This window comes from Streptomyces xiamenensis (assembly GCF_000993785.3).
Lineage (GTDB): Bacteria > Actinomycetota > Actinomycetes > Streptomycetales > Streptomycetaceae > Streptomyces > Streptomyces xiamenensis.
In genome coordinates, this window is record NZ_CP009922.3 from 2,889,412 (window position 1) to 2,908,057 (window position 18,646).

15 protein-coding genes are annotated in these 18,646 nt (G+C 70.3%); 9 read left to right on the top strand and 6 right to left on the bottom strand.

All coding sequences use genetic code 11. The features are described 5' to 3' along the window. Nucleotides 1-46: 46 nt before the first annotated feature. On the top strand, nucleotides 47-1,483 hold the full coding sequence (locus SXIM_RS13195; protein WP_030732544.1) for a glycosyltransferase family 87 protein: 1,437 nt from the start codon (nucleotides 47-49) through the stop codon (nucleotides 1,481-1,483). 12 nt (nucleotides 1,484-1,495) lie between these two features. Continuing rightward, nucleotides 1,496-2,824 (top strand): MFS transporter, encoded by a 1,329-nt coding sequence (locus SXIM_RS13200; protein ID WP_046724100.1) that lies wholly within the window; start codon nucleotides 1,496-1,498, stop codon nucleotides 2,822-2,824. On the opposite strand, the gene SXIM_RS13205 is transcribed toward SXIM_RS13200, so the two are convergent. After that, nucleotides 2,796-4,376 (bottom strand): CCA tRNA nucleotidyltransferase, encoded by a 1,581-nt coding sequence (locus tag SXIM_RS13205; RefSeq protein WP_425473461.1) that lies wholly within the window; start codon nucleotides 4,374-4,376, stop codon nucleotides 2,796-2,798. The genes SXIM_RS13200 and SXIM_RS13205 overlap by 29 nt on opposite strands. 64 nt (nucleotides 4,377-4,440) lie before the next feature. Between SXIM_RS13205 and SXIM_RS13210 the strand changes: the two genes are divergently transcribed. From SXIM_RS13210 to trxA, 7 genes are all read left to right on the top strand, one after another. Beyond that, nucleotides 4,441-6,744, top strand: a complete 2,304-nt coding sequence (locus SXIM_RS13210) for a DUF6049 family protein (protein ID WP_053116185.1) — start codon at nucleotides 4,441-4,443, stop codon at nucleotides 6,742-6,744. A gap of 36 nt (nucleotides 6,745-6,780) precedes the next feature. Beyond that, on the top strand, nucleotides 6,781-8,793 hold the full coding sequence (murJ, locus tag SXIM_RS13215) for a murein biosynthesis integral membrane protein MurJ (protein ID WP_046724103.1): 2,013 nt from the start codon (nucleotides 6,781-6,783) through the stop codon (nucleotides 8,791-8,793). A gap of 176 nt (nucleotides 8,794-8,969) precedes the next feature. Then, nucleotides 8,970-10,619: a protein kinase family protein gene (locus SXIM_RS13220; protein WP_043177559.1), complete on the top strand. Its 1,650-nt coding sequence runs from the start codon at nucleotides 8,970-8,972 to the stop codon at nucleotides 10,617-10,619. A gap of 63 nt (nucleotides 10,620-10,682) precedes the next feature. After that, nucleotides 10,683-11,405 (top strand): RNA polymerase sigma factor SigM, encoded by a 723-nt coding sequence (gene sigM / locus SXIM_RS13225; RefSeq protein ID WP_030732556.1) that lies wholly within the window; start codon nucleotides 10,683-10,685, stop codon nucleotides 11,403-11,405. After that, nucleotides 11,402-12,235 (top strand): zf-HC2 domain-containing protein, encoded by an 834-nt coding sequence (locus SXIM_RS13230; protein WP_148236108.1) that lies wholly within the window; start codon nucleotides 11,402-11,404, stop codon nucleotides 12,233-12,235. Before sigM ends, SXIM_RS13230 begins: the two co-directional genes overlap by 4 nt. A 124-nt stretch (nucleotides 12,236-12,359) precedes the next feature. After that, the gene (gene trxB / locus SXIM_RS13235; protein ID WP_030732560.1) at nucleotides 12,360-13,322 is read left to right on the top strand and encodes a thioredoxin-disulfide reductase; all 963 of its coding nucleotides are present in this window, start codon (nucleotides 12,360-12,362) and stop codon (nucleotides 13,320-13,322) included. A gap of 67 nt (nucleotides 13,323-13,389) precedes the next feature. Continuing rightward, nucleotides 13,390-13,737, top strand: a complete 348-nt coding sequence (trxA, locus tag SXIM_RS13240) for a thioredoxin (RefSeq protein ID WP_046724106.1) — start codon at nucleotides 13,390-13,392, stop codon at nucleotides 13,735-13,737. A gap of 94 nt (nucleotides 13,738-13,831) precedes the next feature. Here the strand turns inward: trxA and SXIM_RS13245 are convergent, their stop codons facing one another. The 5 genes from SXIM_RS13245 to yidC form a co-directional block, all read right to left on the bottom strand. Next, entirely contained in the window at nucleotides 13,832-14,941 is a 1,110-nt protein-coding gene (locus SXIM_RS13245) for a ParB/RepB/Spo0J family partition protein (RefSeq protein WP_046724108.1), read from the bottom strand. Continuing rightward, nucleotides 14,938-15,984, bottom strand: coding sequence for a ParA family protein (locus tag SXIM_RS13250; RefSeq protein WP_078635491.1), 1,047 nt, complete (start codon nucleotides 15,982-15,984; stop codon nucleotides 14,938-14,940). The genes SXIM_RS13245 and SXIM_RS13250 overlap by 4 nt, the downstream gene beginning before the upstream one ends. Before the next feature lie 274 nt (nucleotides 15,985-16,258). Then, entirely contained in the window at nucleotides 16,259-17,038 is a 780-nt protein-coding gene (gene rsmG / locus SXIM_RS13255; RefSeq protein WP_078846909.1) for a 16S rRNA (guanine(527)-N(7))-methyltransferase RsmG, read from the bottom strand. Continuing rightward, nucleotides 17,035-17,556: a Jag family protein gene (locus SXIM_RS13260; protein ID WP_375879571.1), complete on the bottom strand. Its 522-nt coding sequence runs from the start codon at nucleotides 17,554-17,556 to the stop codon at nucleotides 17,035-17,037. The genes rsmG and SXIM_RS13260 overlap by 4 nt, the downstream gene beginning before the upstream one ends. Beyond that, nucleotides 17,556-18,635: a membrane protein insertase YidC gene (gene yidC / locus SXIM_RS13265; protein WP_043177646.1), complete on the bottom strand. Its 1,080-nt coding sequence runs from the start codon at nucleotides 18,633-18,635 to the stop codon at nucleotides 17,556-17,558. Before yidC ends, SXIM_RS13260 begins: the two co-directional genes overlap by 1 nt. Between the last annotated feature and the right edge of the window lie 11 nt (nucleotides 18,636-18,646).

Here is an 18,646-nt window from a genome sequence, read left to right on the forward strand (position 1 = left end):
CGAGTCATCGGCTGACCCTGGTGGGTCGTACGGCAGGATTGTGGGCATGGCACCGACCACCCCACCCGTGCCCGTACGGCCCACCACGCATGATGAGGTGGCCGCCGCCGGCAGTGAGCTGATCGGGGGGCCCGCGGGGAAGCGGGTCGCCCCGGGGCGGGGATGGTGGAACCCGGCCCGGGTCATCGTGCTCGTGATGATCGGGATGTTCGCCCTCGGCATGGTGCAGAAGCTGCCCTGCTACACGGACAGCTGGGTCGGCGGGCCCACCGCCCAGTACACCCAGGCGTGCTACTCGGACATCCCGCACCTCTACTACGGGCGGGGCTTCGCGGACGGGCTCATCCCCTACTTCGACCGCATCCCCGACACCCTTTCCCCTGACAAAAACTTCCTCGAATACCCGGTACTCACCGGGCTGTTCATGGAGGTCGCCGCCTGGCTCACCCCGGCCGCCATCACCACCCCGGCGCCCGCACAGCTGTACTGGCTCGTGAATGCGGGGATGCTGCTGATCTGTGCGGCGGTCATCGCGGGCTGTGTCAGCCGCATCCACCGGGACCGGCCCTGGGACGGGCTGCTGGTGGCGCTCGCCCCCGCGCTGGCGCTGACCGCCACCATCAACTGGGACCTGCTGGCCGGGGCGCTCCTGTGCGGGGCGCTGTTGATGTGGTCGCGCGGCAGGCCGCTCGCCACCGGGGTGCTCCTGGGGCTCGCCACCGCCGCCAAGCTCTATCCGCTGCTGCTGCTCGGCCCCTTGTTCCTGCTGTGCTGGCGGGCCGGGCGCCTGCGGGAGTTCGCGACCACGCTGCTGAGCGCCGCCGGGGCCTGGCTGGTGGTGAACGGTCCGGTGATGCTGCTGGCCTGGGAGGGCTGGGCGACCTTCTACGCCTTCAGCGAGGAGCGGCCCGTCGACTTCGGTTCGTTCTGGCTCATCCTCGCCCAGCGCACCGACTTCCCGCTGGACTCGGTCAATACCTACGCCACGGTGCTGACGCTGCTCGGCTTCGCCGGGATCGCGCTGCTGGCTCTCCGGGCGCCGCGCCGGCCCCGGCTGGCGCAGTTGGCCTTCCTCGTCGTCGCCGTCTTCATCCTCACCAACAAGGTCTACTCACCGCAGTACGTGCTCTGGCTGATCCCCCTCGCTGCTCTGGCCCGCCCCCGCTGGCGGGACTTCCTCATCTGGCAGGCCGGTGAGGTGCTCTACTTCTTCGGCATCTGGATGTATCTCGCGTACATCACCGGCGACGGCAATGAGGGGCTTCCAGTGGGCGGCTACCAGCTGGCCATCGCAGCACATCTCTTGGGCACGCTCTATCTCTGTGTGATGATCGTTCGCGATGCGCTACGGCCCGATCATGATGTGATCCGCCGCGGTGGGTCCGACGACCCAGGAGGAGGTGTCCTGGACGGTGCGCCCGATGTCTTCACCCTGCGCCGCCGGCCCTCCGCCATCGACTGGGGCGTTTCACGTGAAACATGAAGGGCGGAACGCGTGACTGTCGTCACCGATCTCCGGACGCTGTGGCGCTTCCCCAACTTCCGGCGGCTGCTGACCGTCCGGCTGCTCTCCCAGTTCTCCGATGGCGCCTTCCAGGTCGGGCTGGCCACCTATGTGGTCTTCTCCCCCGAGCAGCAGACCACCCCGGGCGATATCGCGGCGGCCATGGCCGTCCTGCTGCTGCCCTACTCACTCCTCGGCCCGTTCGCCGGTGTCCTGCTGGACCGCTGGCGCCGGCGCCAGGTGCTGCTCTACGGGAATCTGCTGCGGTCGGTGATGGCGGCCGTCACCTGTGCCCTGGTGATCCACGGCGTGCCCAACTGGCTCTTCTATCTCTCGGCGCTCTCGGTGACCGGGGTCAACCGCTTCATCCTGGCCGGACTCTCCGCTTCGCTGCCACGGGTGGTGGATCCGGACCGTCTGGTGGTCGCCAACGCGCTGTCCCCGACCGCTGGCACCCTTGCCGCCACGGTGGGCGGCGGGGTGACCCTGGTGACCCAGGTACTCACCCACACCGCCGTCAGTGAGGACGCGCTGGCGCTGATCGCGGCTTCGCTGATCTACGGCGCCGCCGGCGTCGCCGCCCTGCGGATGGGCCGGGATCTGCTGGGGCCGAACCCGGCTGAGATTCAGCCGCGGGTGGTGGCCGCGGTCGCCTCCACCGCGCGGGGACTGGCCGCCGGGCTGCGGCATCTCACCCAGCGCCGACTGGCGTCCTGGGCTCTGGCCGGAGTGGTGCTGATGCGTTTCGGCTACGGCGCGCTGCTGGTGATGCTGCTGATGCTGGCCCGCAACTCCTGGGGCAACGACGGCAATGGCAACGGCATGACGCTGCTCGGACTCGCGGTCGGCAGCACCGGCGCCGGCTTCTTCGCCGCCGCTGTGCTGACACCCGGCGCGGTGGCGCGGTGGGGACGGCTGGGCTGGTTCTCCCTCTGCGCCGCCACCGCCGCCGTACTGCTGCCTCCCCTCGGGCTGCCCTTCCACCCGGTGCCCATGCTGATCGCCGCGTTCGTGCTCGGGCTGACCTCGCAGGGCGCGAAGATCGTCACGGACACCGTGGTGCAGTCCTCGATCGACGATGTCTACCGGGGCCGGATCTTCGCCCTCTACGACATGCTGTTCAACATCGCCTTCGTCAGCTCCGCCGGGCTGGCCGCGCTGATGCTCCCGCCCGACGGACGCTCCGCACAACTGCTGTTGCTGGTGTCCGCCCTCTTCGCCATCACCGCGGCCCTCATCTTCCGGCTGCATCGCGGCACTGTTTCACGTGAAACACCGCCGCTGCCGCCCGTCAGCCCCGAGACGCCCACCATTCCTTGAGTGCGGCCACGGCCGCCTCGTGCTCCATCGGGCCGTGCTCCAGGCGCAGTTCCAGGAGGTGGCGGTAGGCCTCACCGATCTCGGGCCCCGGGCCGATGTCCAGGATCTTCATGATCTCGTTGCCGTTGAGGTCCGGACGGATCGCGTCCAGTTCCTCCTGCTCCTGAAGCTGGGAGATCCGCAGCTCCAGTCCGTCGTAGGACTGGGAGAGTGCCAGCGCCTTCCGCTTGTTCCGGGTGGTGCAGTCCGAGCGGGTCAGCTTGTGCAGCCGGTCCAGCAGCGGGCCGGCGTCCCGTACATAGCGACGCACCGCGGAATCGGTCCACTCGCCCGTGCCGTAGCCGTGGAAGCGCAGATGCAGCTCCACCAGCCGGGAGACGTCCTTCACCAGCTCATTGGGGTACTTCAGCTTGATCATGCGAGCCTTGGTCAGCTTGGCACCGACCATCTCGTGGTGGTGGAAGGAGACGCGGCCGTCCTTCTCGAAGCGTCGCGTCTTCGGCTTGCCGATGTCGTGCAGCAGCGCCGCGAGCCGCAGCGTCAGATCGGGGCCCTCGGTCTCCAGCGCGATGGCCTGCTCCAGCACCGTCAGACTGTGCTCGTAGACATCCTTGTGCCGGTGGTGTTCGTCCCGCTCCAGCCGCAGCGCCGGCAGCTCCGGCAGCACATGGCGGGCGAGCCCGGTGTCCACCAGCAGGGTCAGTCCCCGGCGCGGGCGGTCCGCCAGCACCAGCTTGTTCAGCTCGTCCCGGATCCGCTCGGCGGAGACGATGGCGATACGGTCCGCCATCGCCGTCATCGCGGCGCGCACCTCGTCGGCCACCTGGAAGTCCAGCTGGGCGGCGAACCGGGCGGCCCGCAGCATCCGCAGCGGATCGTCGGAGAACGACGCCTCCGGGGTCCCGGGGGTACGCAGCACCCTGCGGGCCAGGTCCTCCAGGCCGTGGTGCGGGTCGATGAACTCCTTGCGCGGCAGCGCCACCGCCATCGCGTTGATGGTGAAGTCCCGGCGCAGCAGGTCTTCCTCCAGGGAATCCCCGTAGGCGACCTCCGGCTTGCGGGAGTCCCGGTCGTACGCCTCCGACCGATAGGTGGTGATCTCCAGCTGATAGTCACGATGACCATCGCCCGAGGCGTTTTGCCCCGCTTCAGGGGCCCGCTTGCGACAGCCGACCGTGCCGAAGGCGATCCCCACCTCCCACACCGCGTCCGCCCAGGGCCGCACGATGCGCAGCACGTCCTGCGGCCTGGCATCCGTGGTGAAGTCGAGATCGTTGCCCAGCCGCCCCAGCAGCGCGTCGCGCACCGAGCCGCCCACCAGGGCCAGTGAGAAGCCCGCTGCCTCGAACCGCCTGGCGAGATCATCGGCGATGGGGGAGACCCGCAACAACTCACTCACGGCCTGCTGCTGCACCTGGCTCAGCACGGGGAGGGACTGCGGGGCGTGGGTGTCTTTCCTGTCGTTCGGCACAACATCACAGGGTACGTGGCCCACCCTCACCGAACCGCCGCTTCCCCGGCCCGCTCCCCGGCACGGAGCCCCGTCAGGCATCGTTACCATGAGTGCGGGTTCTGGGACGAGGGAACGGGGCAATCGCGTGACAGAGGTGCCGGCGATGATCTCCCGTGCCCACCCGGACCGGAGCCGGGGCCCCGCTCTGCGCCGTGCCCAGCTGATCCTGGCCTCGCTGCTCAGTCTGCTGGTCGTGCTCCCCCTGGTCACCGCCGTGAGCCAGGCGCCGCAGGCCGCACCAGCCCAGGACGTCGGCAGCGGCCAGCGCACCGCCAGCATCTCCCTCACCGAGATCACCCCCGATGTCCCGGCGCAGGGCGACACCCTCACCCTGCGCGGCACCATCACCAATGAGGGCGACTCCGCCATCACCGGCAGTCGGCTGGCTCCCCGCACCGGCACTCTCCTGGACTCCCGGGAGGGTCTGAGCGAGGCGCTGGCGCGGACCGGCTTCGACTCCGCGCTGGACGGCCGGCTGGTCAACGAGCACGGTCAGGACATCGGCACCATCGCCCCGGGCATGTCCGCCACCTTCGACCTCCAGCTGCCGGTCGCCGATCTCGACCTCGGCGCGAACGGCGTCTACCAGCTGGCGGTCACCCTGACCGGCCAGACCGAGGCCGAGTCCTGGGACCAGATCCTCGGCGTGGGCCGCAGCCTGCTGCCCTGGCAGGAAGGGTCGGGCGACGCGGGCTCCAGCACCCAGCTGACCGTGCTGTGGCCGCTGATCTCCTCCACCCACCTCACGGCCGAGACCGACGCCGACGAGGAGCAGACCCCGGCCTTCCGCGACAACTCCCTGCTCACCGACATCTCCCCCGGCGGCCGGCTGCACGAGATGGTGACGCTCGGCGCCGACCTCCCCGTCACCTGGGTCATCGACGCCGACCTGCTCGCCTCGGTGGACGCCATGACCGAGGACTACCGCATCCACACCCCGGACGGTCTCCAGCCCGGTACCGGCCAGGAGGCCGCCCGCAGCTGGCTCGCCGCCCTCGATGACGCCGTGCGGGACCAGGACGTGATCGCGCTGCCCTTCGGCGACCCCGATCTCGCCTCGCTCGCCCACCGCGGCAAGGATGTCCCCGGCGCCCTGGGCCAGCTGCGCACCGCCACCGAGGTCTCCGCCCTCACGGTGGAGACCGTCCTGGGCGTCCAGCCCAGCACCGACTTCGCCTGGCCCGTCGAGGGCGCCATCGACCCGGACATCGTCTCGGTGGCCACCTCTGCCGGGGCCCACCACATCATCAGCCGCAGCGACAGCCTGCGCCCCGGCGACTCCCTCGGGTACACCGAGACCGCCGCCCGTCCGATCGGTGGCGGCACCACCGCGCTGGTCGCCGACAGCACGCTCTCCCGCCTCTTCGAGGCCGACATGAGCCTGCCGGCCAACGCCGTCACCGCGCGCCAGCAGCTGCTGGGCCAGGCCCAGACCATCGCCCAGCAGGACCCGGGCCGTGACCGCAGCCTGCTGCTCGCCCCGCAGCGCACCCCGACCGCCGACCAGGCCCAGGCGATGGCCGGCGCGATCACCGCTCTCACCGCGCACCCGGAGTGGATCACCTTCACCGGGCTGGCCGAGGCCGCCGACGCCCAGCCCGACCCCGGCGCCAACCGGCAGGTCCCGGGCAGCGGCGCCTACCCCGAGCGGCTGCGCGACCAGGAGCTGCCCACCAGCGCCTTCCAGGAGATGCGCGAGACCCAGCGCACCCTGGACGACTTCCAGGTCATCCTGACCCGCCCCGGCCGGGTCACCACGCCCTTCGGCAACGCCATCCGCCGTGAGATGTCCGTCTCCTGGCGCGGCCACGCCACCGAGGCCGCCCAGTACCGCGCCACCGTGCAGAGCGATCTGACCGGCCTCACCGAGCGCGTGCACCTGATCCAGAAGACCAAGATCACCCTGTCCGGACGCAGCGCCACCATCCCCATCTCGGTGCAGAACAACCTGGTCCAGGGGGTGCAGAACCTGGAGCTGCGGCTGACCTCCAGCCGCAAGATCGGTCTGGACGTCGGCGACGCCCAGCAGGTCACGGTCAACGGCGGCCACAGCGCCTCGGTGAAGTTCTCCACCACCGCCCGCGCCAACGGCCTCACCTATCTGGAAGCGCAGCTGTACACGGCGGACGGCAAGCCGTACGGCACGCCGATGCGCTTCCAGGCCCAGGTCACCTCCATCACCTCCGCCGTGCTGATGGTGATCGCCGGCGGCCTGCTGCTGGTGGTCCTGGCCGGGGTCCGTATGTACACCAAGCGCAAGCGCGCCGCCCGGCCCGCCGACGCCGACACCGCGCCCGAGCAGGGAGCGGCCACCGAGCCCGCGCCCTCGGGTGAGAGCGGTGCCGACACCGGCGACGACGGCACCAGCACCCCTCCCGATGGTGAGAGGGTGGATCGAAGCGAGTGAGCCGGACTCCGGCCGGGAACCAGAGGTGGGGTAGCGATGCAAGCGCCGTACGACCGTGAAGACGGCCGGGATCCGGGGGACGGCGACCCGCAAGCCGACCCGTATCCCGCGGGCCCCTACCACCACCAGCAGCACCCCTATCAGCAGCCGCAGTACCAGCAGCCCTACGCCCCGCGCGACCCACAGGGCTGGTCCGGCACGCCCCAGCAGCCCCAGCAGGATGCCTTCGCGCACCTCTTCCGCGACCAGCAGAGCCCGGCCGGGCCCGGCCCCGCCCAGGGCCCCGGCGGCGGTTACCCGGCCCAGCCGGCACCGGGAGCCGGCACGCTGGCTCCCGCGCCCGCCGCCCAGCAGCCACCGCCGCCCCCGCCCGCCCCCGCTGCGGAGCCGGCACCCGCGCCCAAGCGCGGCGGCAAGGCCGCCGGAATACTGCGCTCCAGCGCCATCATGGCCGCCGGCACCCTGGTCTCCCGGCTCACCGGCTTCGTACGCCAGCTGGTCCTGGTGGCCGCACTCGGCGCCGCCGTCCTCGGTGACACCTACACCGTGGCCTGGGCCCTGCCCTCGATGATCTACATCCTCACCATCGGCGGCGGCCTCAACTCCGTCTTCGTGCCCCAGCTGGTCCGGGCCATGAAGAACGACGACGACGGCGGCGACGCCTACGCCAACCGGCTGCTCACCCTCGTCATGGTCGTCCTGGGCGGCCTGGTCATCGCGGCCGTACTGGCCGCACCACTGCTCGTCCGCATGATGTCCGCCAAGATCGCGGACGACCCGGCCGCCAACGAGGTGGCCGTCACCTTCGCCCGCTACTTCCTGCCCACGATCTTCTTCATGGGCGTCCACGTGGTCATGGGCCAGATCCTCAACGCCCGCGGCTCCTTCGGACCGATGATGTGGACCCCGGTCCTCAACAACATCGTGGTGATCTTCACCTTCGGCATGTTCCTGTGGGTCTACGGCACCCAGCGCAGCTCCGAGCTCGGCGTCACCACCATCACGCCCGAAGGCGTCCGGCTGCTCGGTATCGGCACCCTGCTCGGGCTCGTGGTCCAGGCCCTGTCGATGATCCCGTACCTGCGCGCCGCTGGCTTCCGCATGCGGCTCCGCTTCGACTGGCGCGGCCACGGCATGGGGAAGGCGGCCAAGCTCGCCAAGTGGACCGTGCTGTTCGTCTTCGCCAACCAGGCCGGCCTGGTGGTCATCACCCAGTTCGCCACCTGGGCCGGTGACAACGCCGAACGCGCCGGATTCCCCGGTACCGGCTTCATCGCGTACAACAGCGCCCTGCTGATCTGGCAGATGCCGCAGGCCATCATCACGGTCTCGGTCATGGCAGCGCTGCTCCCCCGCATCTCCCGCTCCGCGGCCGACGGCGACACCGCGGCCGTACGGGACGACCTCTCGCACGGTCTGCGCACCTCGGCGGTGGCGATCGTGCCGATCGGCTTCGCCTTCGTCGCCCTCGGCATCCCCATGTGCACCCTGCTGTTCGGCTCCGCCGGCGACGAGGGAGCCCGGTCCTTCGGCTACATCCTGATGGCCTTCGGCCTGGGCCTGATCCCCTTCTCCGCCCAGTACGTGGTGCTGCGCGCCTTTTACGCCTACGAGGACACCCGCACCCCCTTCTACAACACGGTGATCGTCTCGGCCGCCTGGATCGTGCTGTCCGCCGTGTCCTTCGTCACTCTTCCCGACCGCTGGGTCGTGGCGGGCATCGCGTTCAGTTACGGAATCGCCTACGGTCTGGGCGTCTCCGTCGCCTGGCGCCGACTGCGTGCCCGGATGGGCACCGACCTGGACGGCGCCCGCGTGGTCCGCACCTACATCAGGCTCGCCGGGGCCAGCATCCCCGCCGCGCTGCTCGGCGGCGGCGCCGGCTACGCCATCACCGGCGCCCTCGGCCACGGCACCATCGGCTCCCTCGCCGCCCTGGCCGGCGGCGGAGCGGTGCTGCTGGCGGTCTTCTACCTCACCGCGCGCCGGATGCGGGTCGAGGAACTGACCGCCATGGTCGGCATGGTCCGCTCCCGACTCGGCCGCTGACCAATCGCGCTCCCACCGGCCGAAAACCGGTGGGAGCGCCCCTCGTCGGGAACGAGCCGGCCACGCGCTGTACAACCCCTGGCCGCACTCACATGTCGTGCAGGGTGACGGACTACCGGCACAATGAATCTGGCAGTGTCACCAGCGGCAGCCAACACGGGGAGGCGGATTCAACGGTGGCGGAACGGAGCACGGCGACCAGCCCTCCGCAGCGTTCGCAGCGGGACGCGGAGCAGGCGGAGAGCGCCGGAACAGCGACGCCCAGCACACCCCCGGCGCCCTCCCGCGCCGCCGATCCGCACAGCGGCCACAGACTCGCCAAGCGGTACCGGCTGGAGGAGTGCATCACCCGGCTGGACGGCTTCAGCAGCTGGCGGGCCGTCGACGAGAAGCTGCGCCGGGCGGTGGGTGTGCATGTCCTGCCCGCCGACCACGACCGCGCCGCCTCCGTGATCTCCGCCGCCCGTTCCTCCGCGCTGCTGGGCGACCCCCGTTTCGTCCAGGTCCTGGACGCCGTCGAGGAGAACGATGTCGTCCACGTGATCCACGAGTGGCTTCCCGACGCCACCCCGCTGAGTACCGTGCTGCAGAGCGGCCCGCTGGACGCCCACGAGGCGTACGCGCTCGTCAGCCAGATCTCCCAGGCCATGGCCGCGGCCCACCGCGAGGGACTGCCTCATCTGCGGCTCACCCCCGCCACGGTCCTGCGGACCGGCCCCGGCCAGTTCAGGATCCGCGGCCTGGCCGTGGACGCCGCCCTGCGCGGCATCACCTCCGAGCACCCCCAGCGCACCGACACCGAGGCCATCGGTGCGCTGCTGTACGCCGCCCTGACCCAGCGCTGGCCGTACGGCGACGGCGGCTATGGCCTGAATGGCGTAGCGGGCCTGAGCAAAAGCTCGCGGGAGTCCCTGGCCACACCCGAGCAGGTACGGGCGGGGGTGCACCGCGGCCTGTCCGAGCTCGCCATGCGCGCCATGGTCAACAACGGGGCCACCGCCACCAGCCAGCTGCAGCCCTGCACCACCCCGGAGGAGCTCTCCCGGGCGATCGCGGCCCTGCCGCGCATCCCCGCTCCCGAGCCGCCGCCGGTCGATCTCGCGGGATACCAGCGCACCACGTACCAGCGCGGCCCGCTGGGGGCCGGCAGCCCTCAGGGCGCGCCGCTGCCGCACACCGCCCCGGCGCCGCCCGTGCCGCCCACCCTGCCCGGCCGTACCGGGGCCGCCCTCAAGTGGGGTGTCTCCGCGCTGCTGATCGCCGCGCTCGCCCTGGGCAGCTGGCAGCTGGCCGACGCGCTGATCAAGGGCGACACCCCGGCCGACCCGCCCGCCAAGAGCGATCCGCCCGTCGCGGAGGAGGAAGTCTCCGACCCGCAGGTGCACGCGATCCAGGAAGCCGTCGAGTTCGACCCGGCCAAGCCGGGCGGTTCACAGAACCCCGAGGCGGTGCCCAACGCCTTCGACGGAGACCCCGAGACGTTCTGGCACACCAGCAACTTCTACGGGTACTCGAAGTTCGGCAATCTCAAGGAAGGGCTCGGCCTCATCCTCGATCTGGGGGAGCCGAAGACGGTGGACACCCTCACGGTGAGCACCATCGGTGCCACCCAGCTGGAGTTCCGGGTGGCGGGGCCCGATGTCACCACCCGGCCCACGAGCCTGGCAGACTTCCAACTGCTGGCCCAGGGGGGCGGCGAGTCACACACCCTCACCGCCGAGGAGCCCGTCACCACCCGGTTCGTTCTGGTCTGGCTGACGGACCTGCCGCAGGGAAGCGACGGCAACTACCGCGGCCGGGTCAGCGAGATCACCGTCTCCGGCTGATCAGCGGGCCGGCCCGCACCCGTCAGACCAGCGCACCAGCACAACAGAAGGGGAGGATCCGCCGTGAGCAGGCGCACGCGACGCGTTCCCTCCACCTCCGCACCGCCGGACGGCCCCACCGACAAGGAGCTCCTGGCCCAGCACGCCGCTGGTGACCCGGACGCCTTCACCGAGTTGGTCCGCCGTCACCGCGACCGCCTGTGGGCCGTCGCCATCCGCACCCTCGGCGACCGCGAGGAGGCCGCTGACGCCGTCCAGGACGCGCTGGTCTCCGCCTACCGGGCCGCCCACACCTTCCGCGGCCAGTCCGCCGTCACCACCTGGCTGCACCGGATCACCGTCAACGCCTGTCTCGACCGGCTCCGCAAGGCCAAGACCCGCCGCGCCACGCCCGTGCCGGAGCCACAGCGGCTGGAGACCCTGCTCGAACCCCACGAGTCCGCCGCCGCGCCCGCCGAGCGCCAGGACCTGCGCCGTCAGCTGCGCACGGCACTGGAGGTCCTGCCCCCGGAACAGCGCGCCGCCCTGGTCCTGGTCGACATGCAGGGCTATCCGGTGGCCGAAGCCGCAGCCATCCTCAACATCCCGGTCGGCACCATCAAGAGCCGCTGCGCCCGGGCCCGCGCCCGGTTGCTGCCGCTCGTCAGTCATCTCCATCCCCGCGAATCCGAGGACGACTCCTCACCGGGCCGAGCGGGCAGGAACCGGACACCAGGTACATCCGTCCCACCTCCGAGAGATACCGGAGAGAATGGGGCCGTGCGGGGTGGAGGCGGACGCACATGACTGATATGCATCCCGAGCCCGCTGATATCGCGGCTCTTGACGACGATCTGCACCCGGCCGCAGAGGCACGCCGGCTGCGGGCGCATCTGGCCGACTGCCAGGAGTGCCGACAGGTTCAGCAGGAACTCCAGCTACTGCGCCAGGAACTGGCCCAGATGGCAGCTCCGGAGATGCCGCCCGATGTCGCGGCCCGGATCGACGCCGCGCTGGCGGCCGAGGCTGCCACGACGCCCGTCGGCGGCCGCCGGTTCCGCGCCCTCGTTTCACGTGAAACAGGACGCTGGCCCCGGCTGGCGCTGGCTGCCGTCGGCACGGTGGTGGCCCTCGGCCTGGGCACCATCGTGGTGCAAGGACTCAACCTCGGCGGTACCGGTGCCACGGACGAGTCGGCCACGGAGGCAGCCGCCGACGGCGCCGAGGATCCGCTGGAGCATCAGGTGCGTGAACTGCTGGCAGAGGCGGATGTACCGCAGTACGCCGACATTCTTGAGTCCGGCGAAGCCGGCGCGCTCGCCGAGGAGTCCGATCGGGAGTCCGGCGTGCCCGTCCCGGAGACCACCGAGGCGGCGGAGCCCGGCGGCAACGACAGCTTCGGAGCGGCCTCTGCCCCCATCCCCTCCTGTGTCGAGTCGGCGATCGGCCGCACCGAGGACCCGCTGGCGGTGGAGCCGGACCGCTACGAGGGCAACGACGCCTATCTCGTCCTGCTGCCGCACTCCGTGGACCCGCTCCGGGTGGACGCCTACGTGGTGGACGCCGACTGTGTGAGCGCCTCCCCGCCGGTCGAGGGCGAAGTCCTGGCCAAGGAGAGCTACCCGCTCGACCGGTAACCCCTCGCACCACCCCTTCGGGGGCGGCTGACCGCCGGGAATGTCTGGGACCCTAGGATCTGTTACTGGACTGTGGACCCCATCCGGGGCCCTGGGTGAGTGCCCCGAGACAAGGAAGAATTCCGTGAGCGACGTCCGAAACGTGATCATCATCGGCTCCGGACCCGCGGGCTACACCGCCGCGCTCTATACCGCCCGTGCCTCCCTCAAGCCGCTGGTCTTCGAAGGCGCGGTGACCGCGGGCGGCGCACTGATGAACACCACCGAGGTGGAGAACTTTCCCGGCTTCCAGGACGGGATCATGGGCCCGGACCTGATGGACGGCATGCGAGCCCAGGCCGAGCGGTTCGGCGCGGAACTGATCCCGGACGACATCGTCGCCGTGGACCTCTCCGGGGACATCAAGACGGTCACCGACACCGCCGGCACCGTCCACCAGGCCAAGGCGGTCATCGTCGCCACCGGCTCCCAGCACCGCAAGCTCGGCCTGCCGAACGAGGACGAGCTGTCCGGTCGCGGTGTCTCCTACTGCGCCACCTGTGACGGCTTCTTCTTCCGCGACCAGCACATCGCCGTGATCGGCGGCGGTGACACCGCGCTGGAGGAGGCCACCTTCCTGTCCCGGTTCGCCAGCACCGTCACCGTCGTGCACCGGCGGGACACCCTGCGCGCCTCCAAGGCCATGCAGGAGCGTGCCTTCGCCGACCCCAAGATCACCTTCCTGTGGGACAGCGAGGTCGCCGAGATCCAGGGCGACGGCAAGCTCTCCGGCCTGAAGATCCGCTCCACCACCACGGGTGAGCTCTCGGACCTCCCGGCCACCGGCCTGTTCGTGGCCATCGGTCACGACCCCCGGGTGGAACTGTTCAAGGGTGTCCTCGACCTGGACCAGGAGGGCTACCTCAAGGTCGACGCCCCCTCGACCCGTACCAACATCCCCGGTGTCTTCGCCGCCGGCGACGTGGTCGACCACACCTACCGCCAGGCCATCACCGCCGCCGGTACCGGCTGCTCCGCAGCCCTGGACGCCGAACGCTACCTGGCGGCCCTCAGCCACTCCGAGGCTGCCGAAGCCCTTCAGGCCTGACCTCACCCGCCTCCCGCCCGGAGGCGCCCTCCCACCCCACACCCTCGCAATCCGAAGGAGAACCACCATGGCGGATGCCAAGTCCGGCGCAAAGGCCACCATCACCGTGACCGAGGCCGACTTCGACGAGAAGGTCCTGCAGAGCGACAAGCCGGTTCTGGTCGACTTCTGGGCCGAGTGGTGCGGCCCCTGCCGCCAGGTGGCGCCCGCCCTGGAGGCCATCGCCGCCGAGAACGCGGAGAAGCTCACCATCGCCAAGGTCAACATCGACGAGAACCCCGCCATCGCCGCCCGGTACGGGATTCTCTCCATCCCCACCATGAACGTCTACCAGGGCGGCGAGGTCGCCAAGACCATCGTGGGCGCCAAGCCCAAGGCCGCGCTGGAGCGTGACCTGGTCGACTACATCGGCTGACATCACCCCGCCGAACCGGGCGCCACGCGCTCATGCGGAAGGCCCGCTGTTTCACGTGAAACAGCGGGCCTTCCGCATGGAACGAGCCGTGTGCTTACTCGTCCTCGGAGTCCTCGCCCTGCAACTGCTGCTCCAGGACCCGGCCCTCGCCCGGGGCCAGCTGACCGAGGATGCGTTCCAGATCGTCCATGGAGGCGAACTCCACCACGATCTTGCCCTTCTTCTGCCCCAGGTCCACCTTCACCCGGGTCTCGAAGCGGTCCGACAGCCGGCCGGCCAGGCCGTCCAGCGCCGGCGAGATCAGCTTGCCCGCCCGGGGCTTACGGTGCCGGCCACCGCTCTTGGCCGCTGCCGCCTGCACACTGACGATCTCCTCGACCGCACGCACCGACAGACCCTCGGCAACGATGCGCCGCGCCAGCTTGTCCTGCTCCTCGGAGTCGTCCACCGACAGCAGCGCCCGCGCGTGACCGGCCGACAGCACGCCCGCCGCCACCCGCCGCTGCACCCGCGGCGAAAGCCGCAGCAGTCGCAGCGTGTTGGACACCTGCGGGCGCGACCGCCCGATCCGGTCCGCCAACTCGTCGTGGGTGCACTTGAAGTCCCGCAGCAACTGGTCGTACGCCGCCGCCTCCTCCAGCGGGTTCAGCTGCGCCCGGTGCAGGTTCTCCAGGAGGGCGTCCAGCAGCAGCTTGTCGTCCTCGGTCGCCCGGACGATCGCGGGGATCGCCTCCAGGCCCGCGTCCCGGCACGCCCGCCACCGGCGCTCGCCCATGATCAGCTCATAGCGCTCCGCGCCGAGCTGCCGGACCACCACCGGCTGAAGCAGACCCACCTCCTTGATGGAGGTGACCAGTTCCGCGAGGGCGTCCTCGTCGAAGACCTCACGCGGCTGCCGGGGGTTGGGAGTGATGGCGTCCAGGGGCAGCTCCGCGAAGTGCGCGCCCGCCACCGTACCGGCCTCCTGAACACGCGGCAGGTCCGGCTCCGGAGCGGGCCCGGGAACCTCGCCGTACACCTCCGGCTCCGGCGGCGAGACCACCTTGGCCGCGGCGGTCCCCCGCTCGGGGGTCAGCACCGGCACCGCGCTGGGCGAGGTGGTGCCACCCTGCTCCACCGTCGGCGTGGTGGTCTCCGGGCCGCTCGGCGCCGCCGGAATCAGCGCACCCAGCCCGCGCCCCAGACCCCTGCGTCGTTCGCTCACTGATGATTCCCCTCATGCTGCCGTGGAATGGGGCCCCGCAGGGCAATCTCCCGGGCCGCCTCCAGATAGGACAGCGAGCCACTGGAACCCGGGTCGTACGTGAGGACCGTCTGCCCATAGCTGGGCGCCTCCGAGATCCGCACCGACCGCGGGATGTTGGTGCGCAGCACCTCCTTGCCGAAGTGGCCGCGCACCTCCTCCGCCACCTGTGACGCCAGCCGGGTCCGGCCGTCGTACATCGTCAACAGGATGGTCGAGACATGGAGATCGGGGTTGAGGTGGCCGCGCACCAGCTCCACGTTGCGCAGCAACTGGCCCAGGCCCTCCAGCGCGTAGTACTCGCACTGGATCGGGATGACCACCTCGGCGCCGGCCACCATCGCGTTGACCGTCAGCAGCCCCAGTGAGGGCGGGCAGTCCACGAAGATGTAGTCCAGCGGCTGTTCATAGGCGCTGATGGCGCGCTGGAGGCGGCTCTCACGGGCCACCACGGACACCAGCTCGATCTCGGCACCGGCCAGGTCGATGGTGGCAGGAGCACAGAACAGTCCCTCGATGTCCCGGACGGGCTGCACCACTTCGGACAGCGGGCGGCTGTCGATCAGCACGTCATAGATGGAGGGGACCTCGGCGTGGTGGTCGATGCCCAGCGCCGTACTGGCGTTGCCCTGGGGGTCGAGGTCGATGACCAGCACCCGGGCCCCGTGCAGTGCCAGGGAGGCCGCCAGGTTCACCGTGGTGGTGGTCTTGCCGACGCCGCCCTTCTGATTGGCGACGATCATGATGCGGGTACGGTCCGGACGGGGAAGGCCGCCGCCTGCCCGGTACATGGCCGCGACCGTCTGCTGCGCCGCCCGCCCCACCGGGGCATCGGCCGCCGCGGGCGCGCTGTGGGCGATGTCAACGGCACCGCCCGGCGCATCCACCGGCTCGGACCGGGGTCCGGGGACGGGATCGGCCGTCTGCCCAGCGATATTGGCGTCGGACCGCAATGGTTCACTCTCCTCGACATGCGAAGGCTCCGTGGAGTCAAAGCCTGCCATGTCTCGGGGGTTGTGAACCAGCGAGGCCCGGTTACGTGTGGACAACTCGGGGGGTGTGGATACGTCGGTCACCCTTTTGGAGGCCGACGACGACTTACGGTCGCGTGGCCCGGCGGCCGCGCGACCACGGCTGAGGATTCCGTTCAGCAGTGAGCGGCGTTTCACGTGAAACACGATGCCCACGCCACGCCGCTCACGGCCGGGCGACACTCCGCGCCCGGGATATATTCAGCTCTTTTGCCTGGTTCGGTGGTGCCGCACCGGGAAATCCGGCTCAGCGCCCCCGGCGTCCGCTGCGGTTCCCCCGGCTCGGCCAGCCGTCCCGGCTCCCGCGCTGCGAGCGCGACGCCTTGGCCCGCTTCGCCGCGAAGCGCACCCCACCCGGGCTCTCCCCGACCTCGACCCGCACCACCGTGGACAGCGGATCCACCAGACCCTCGCCCACCTGAAGCACCGAGGTCTCCACGACCCCCAGCTTCCCGAGCGCCGCCCGGGCCGCTTTCAGTTCCTGCTCGGCCGTGTCGCCCTTGATGGCGAGCATCTCGCCGTACGGACGCAGCAACGGAACGCCCCAGCCGGCCAGCCGGTCCAGCGGGGCCACCGCCCGTGCCGTGACCACGTGCACCGGGGTGAAGCTGCCCAGCACCTCCTCCGCCCGGCCCCTGACCACGGTCACATGGTCCAGACCCAGGAGCTCCACGACCTCCTGGAGGAAGTTGGTGCGCCGCAGCAGCGGCTCCAGCAGCGTGATCTCCAGGTCCGGCCGCACCAGCGCCAGCGGAATGCCGGGCAGCCCGGCACCCGAACCGACATCGCAGACCGTCACGCCCTCGGGTACGACCTCGGAGAGCACGGCACAGTTCAGCAGGTGCCGCTCCCACAGCCGGGGCACTTCGCGGGGGCCGATCAGCCCTCGCCGTACCCCGGTGTCGGCCAGCAGTTCCGCATAGCGCACCGCGTCCGGCAGCCGGTCGCCGAACACCTCCGCGGCCACCGCCGGCGGCGGTGACAGCTCGGCGTCCGGCGACGGCCCGGGTGTCGCGTCCCCGCTCACGGCAGGACGACCACGCGGCGCTGCGGTTCCTCGCCCTCCGACTCACTGCTCAGACCGGCCGCCGCGACCGCGTCGTGCACGACCTTGCGCTCGAACGGTGTCATCGGGCTGAGCTTCACCGACTCGCCCGACTCCTTGACCTGCTCCACGGCCTCCTGGGCCAGCGCGGTCAGCTTCTCCCGCTTCTGCGCCCGGAACCCGGCGATGTCCAGCATCAGCCGGCTGCGCTCACCGGTCTCCCGCAGGACCGCGAGCCGGGTCAGCTCCTGGAGCGCCTCCAGGACCTCACCGTCGCGGCCGACCAGCTTCTGGAGATCACGCGAGGTGCCCTCGGAGATCACCGACACCGCGGCACGGTCCGCCTCGACATCCATGTCGATGTCACCGTCGAGGTCGGCGATGTCCAGCAGCCCCTCGAGGTAGTCGGCCGCGATCTCGCCCTCCTGCTCCAGGCGGGTCAGGGCGTCGGTGCCCTCAGCGGCGGTCGAGGTGGTGTCCGTCACGGGGGACTCCTTCATCACTTCTTGCTGTTGGGGGACTTGGGCTTACCCGGCTGCGCCTTCTTGGGCCGCTGCTTGCCCTGCTGCTTCGGCTGAGCCCGCTCGGGCTTCTCCGGCTGCTGGGCGGCGGGCTGGCCGCTCTCCGGCTTGCCCTGCGGATGGGTGCCACCGGACTGCCGCTGCGACTTGCTCTGCCGCTTGGGCTGAGTACGGGTGCCCCGCGCCGTCTCGGCGGCCTTCTTGGCCTCCGCCACGGCCGGGTCCTCCTTCAGCTTGCCCTTCTTCTTCAGCCGCTCCTGGCGCTGCTGGAAGGCGATGCTGCCCGGGGTGGGGTTGCGCGTGATGACGTACATCTGCTGGCCGAGCGTCCACACGTTGGTGGTCAGCCAGTAGATCAGCACACCCACCGGGAAGTTGATGCCGAAGACGGCGAACATGATCGGGAAGATGTACATCAGCATCTTCTGCTGATTCATGAACGGCGTCTTGACCGTCAGGTCCACGTTCTTCGTCATCAGCTGGCGCTGGGTGAAGAACTGCGAGGCCGACATCAGCACGATCATGATGACCGTGACCACCCGGACGTCCACCAGGGAGGCGCCCAGCTCGGCGAGCTTGTCGGCGCTGTCCAGGAAGCGGGCCGCGATCGGGGCGCCGAAGATCGTGGCCTCACGCGCGCTGGTGACCTGCTCCTGGGTGAGCACGCCGACCTTGTCGTTGTTCGCGATGTGGTTGAGGACCTGGAAGAGCGCGATGAAGAACGGCGACTGCGCCAGGATCGGCAGACAGCTGGAGAGCGGATTCGTACCGGTTTCCCGGTACAGCTTCATCATCTCCTCGGACTGCCGCTGCTTGTCGTTCTTGTAGCGCTCCTGGATCTTCTTCATCTTCGGCTGGAGCGCCTGCATGTTGCGCGTCGACTTGATCTGCTTGAAGAACAGCGGGATCAGGGCGATCCGGATCACGACCACCAGGGACACGATCGACAGGCCCCAGGCCCACCCGCTGTCCTCGTTGAAGACCAGGCTGTACAGATCGTGGAACCGGATGACGATCCACGACACTGCGTAATAAAGGGGACTGAGGATCGAGTTGATCGTGTCCACGA

What these genes read in the sequence shown, in the direction of transcription:
- SXIM_RS13210 (WP_053116185.1), top strand. Translation starts at nt 4,441, where the DNA reads ATGATCTCCCGTGCCCACCCGGACCGGAGCCGGGGCCCCGCTCTGCGC.
- SXIM_RS13260 (WP_375879571.1), bottom strand. Translation starts at nt 17,556, where the DNA reads ATGAAGGAGTCCCCCGTGACGGACACCACCTCGACCGCCGCTGAGGGC.
- SXIM_RS13230 (WP_148236108.1), top strand. Translation starts at nt 11,402, where the DNA reads ATGACTGATATGCATCCCGAGCCCGCTGATATCGCGGCTCTTGACGAC.
- SXIM_RS13195 (WP_030732544.1), top strand. Translation starts at nt 47, where the DNA reads ATGGCACCGACCACCCCACCCGTGCCCGTACGGCCCACCACGCATGAT.
- SXIM_RS13250 (WP_078635491.1), bottom strand. Translation starts at nt 15,984, where the DNA reads ATGGCAGGCTTTGACTCCACGGAGCCTTCGCATGTCGAGGAGAGTGAA.
- SXIM_RS13205 (WP_425473461.1), bottom strand. Translation starts at nt 4,376, where the DNA reads ATGCCTGACGGGGCTCCGTGCCGGGGAGCGGGCCGGGGAAGCGGCGGT.
- murJ (WP_046724103.1), top strand. Translation starts at nt 6,781, where the DNA reads ATGCAAGCGCCGTACGACCGTGAAGACGGCCGGGATCCGGGGGACGGC.
- trxA (WP_046724106.1), top strand. Translation starts at nt 13,390, where the DNA reads ATGGCGGATGCCAAGTCCGGCGCAAAGGCCACCATCACCGTGACCGAG.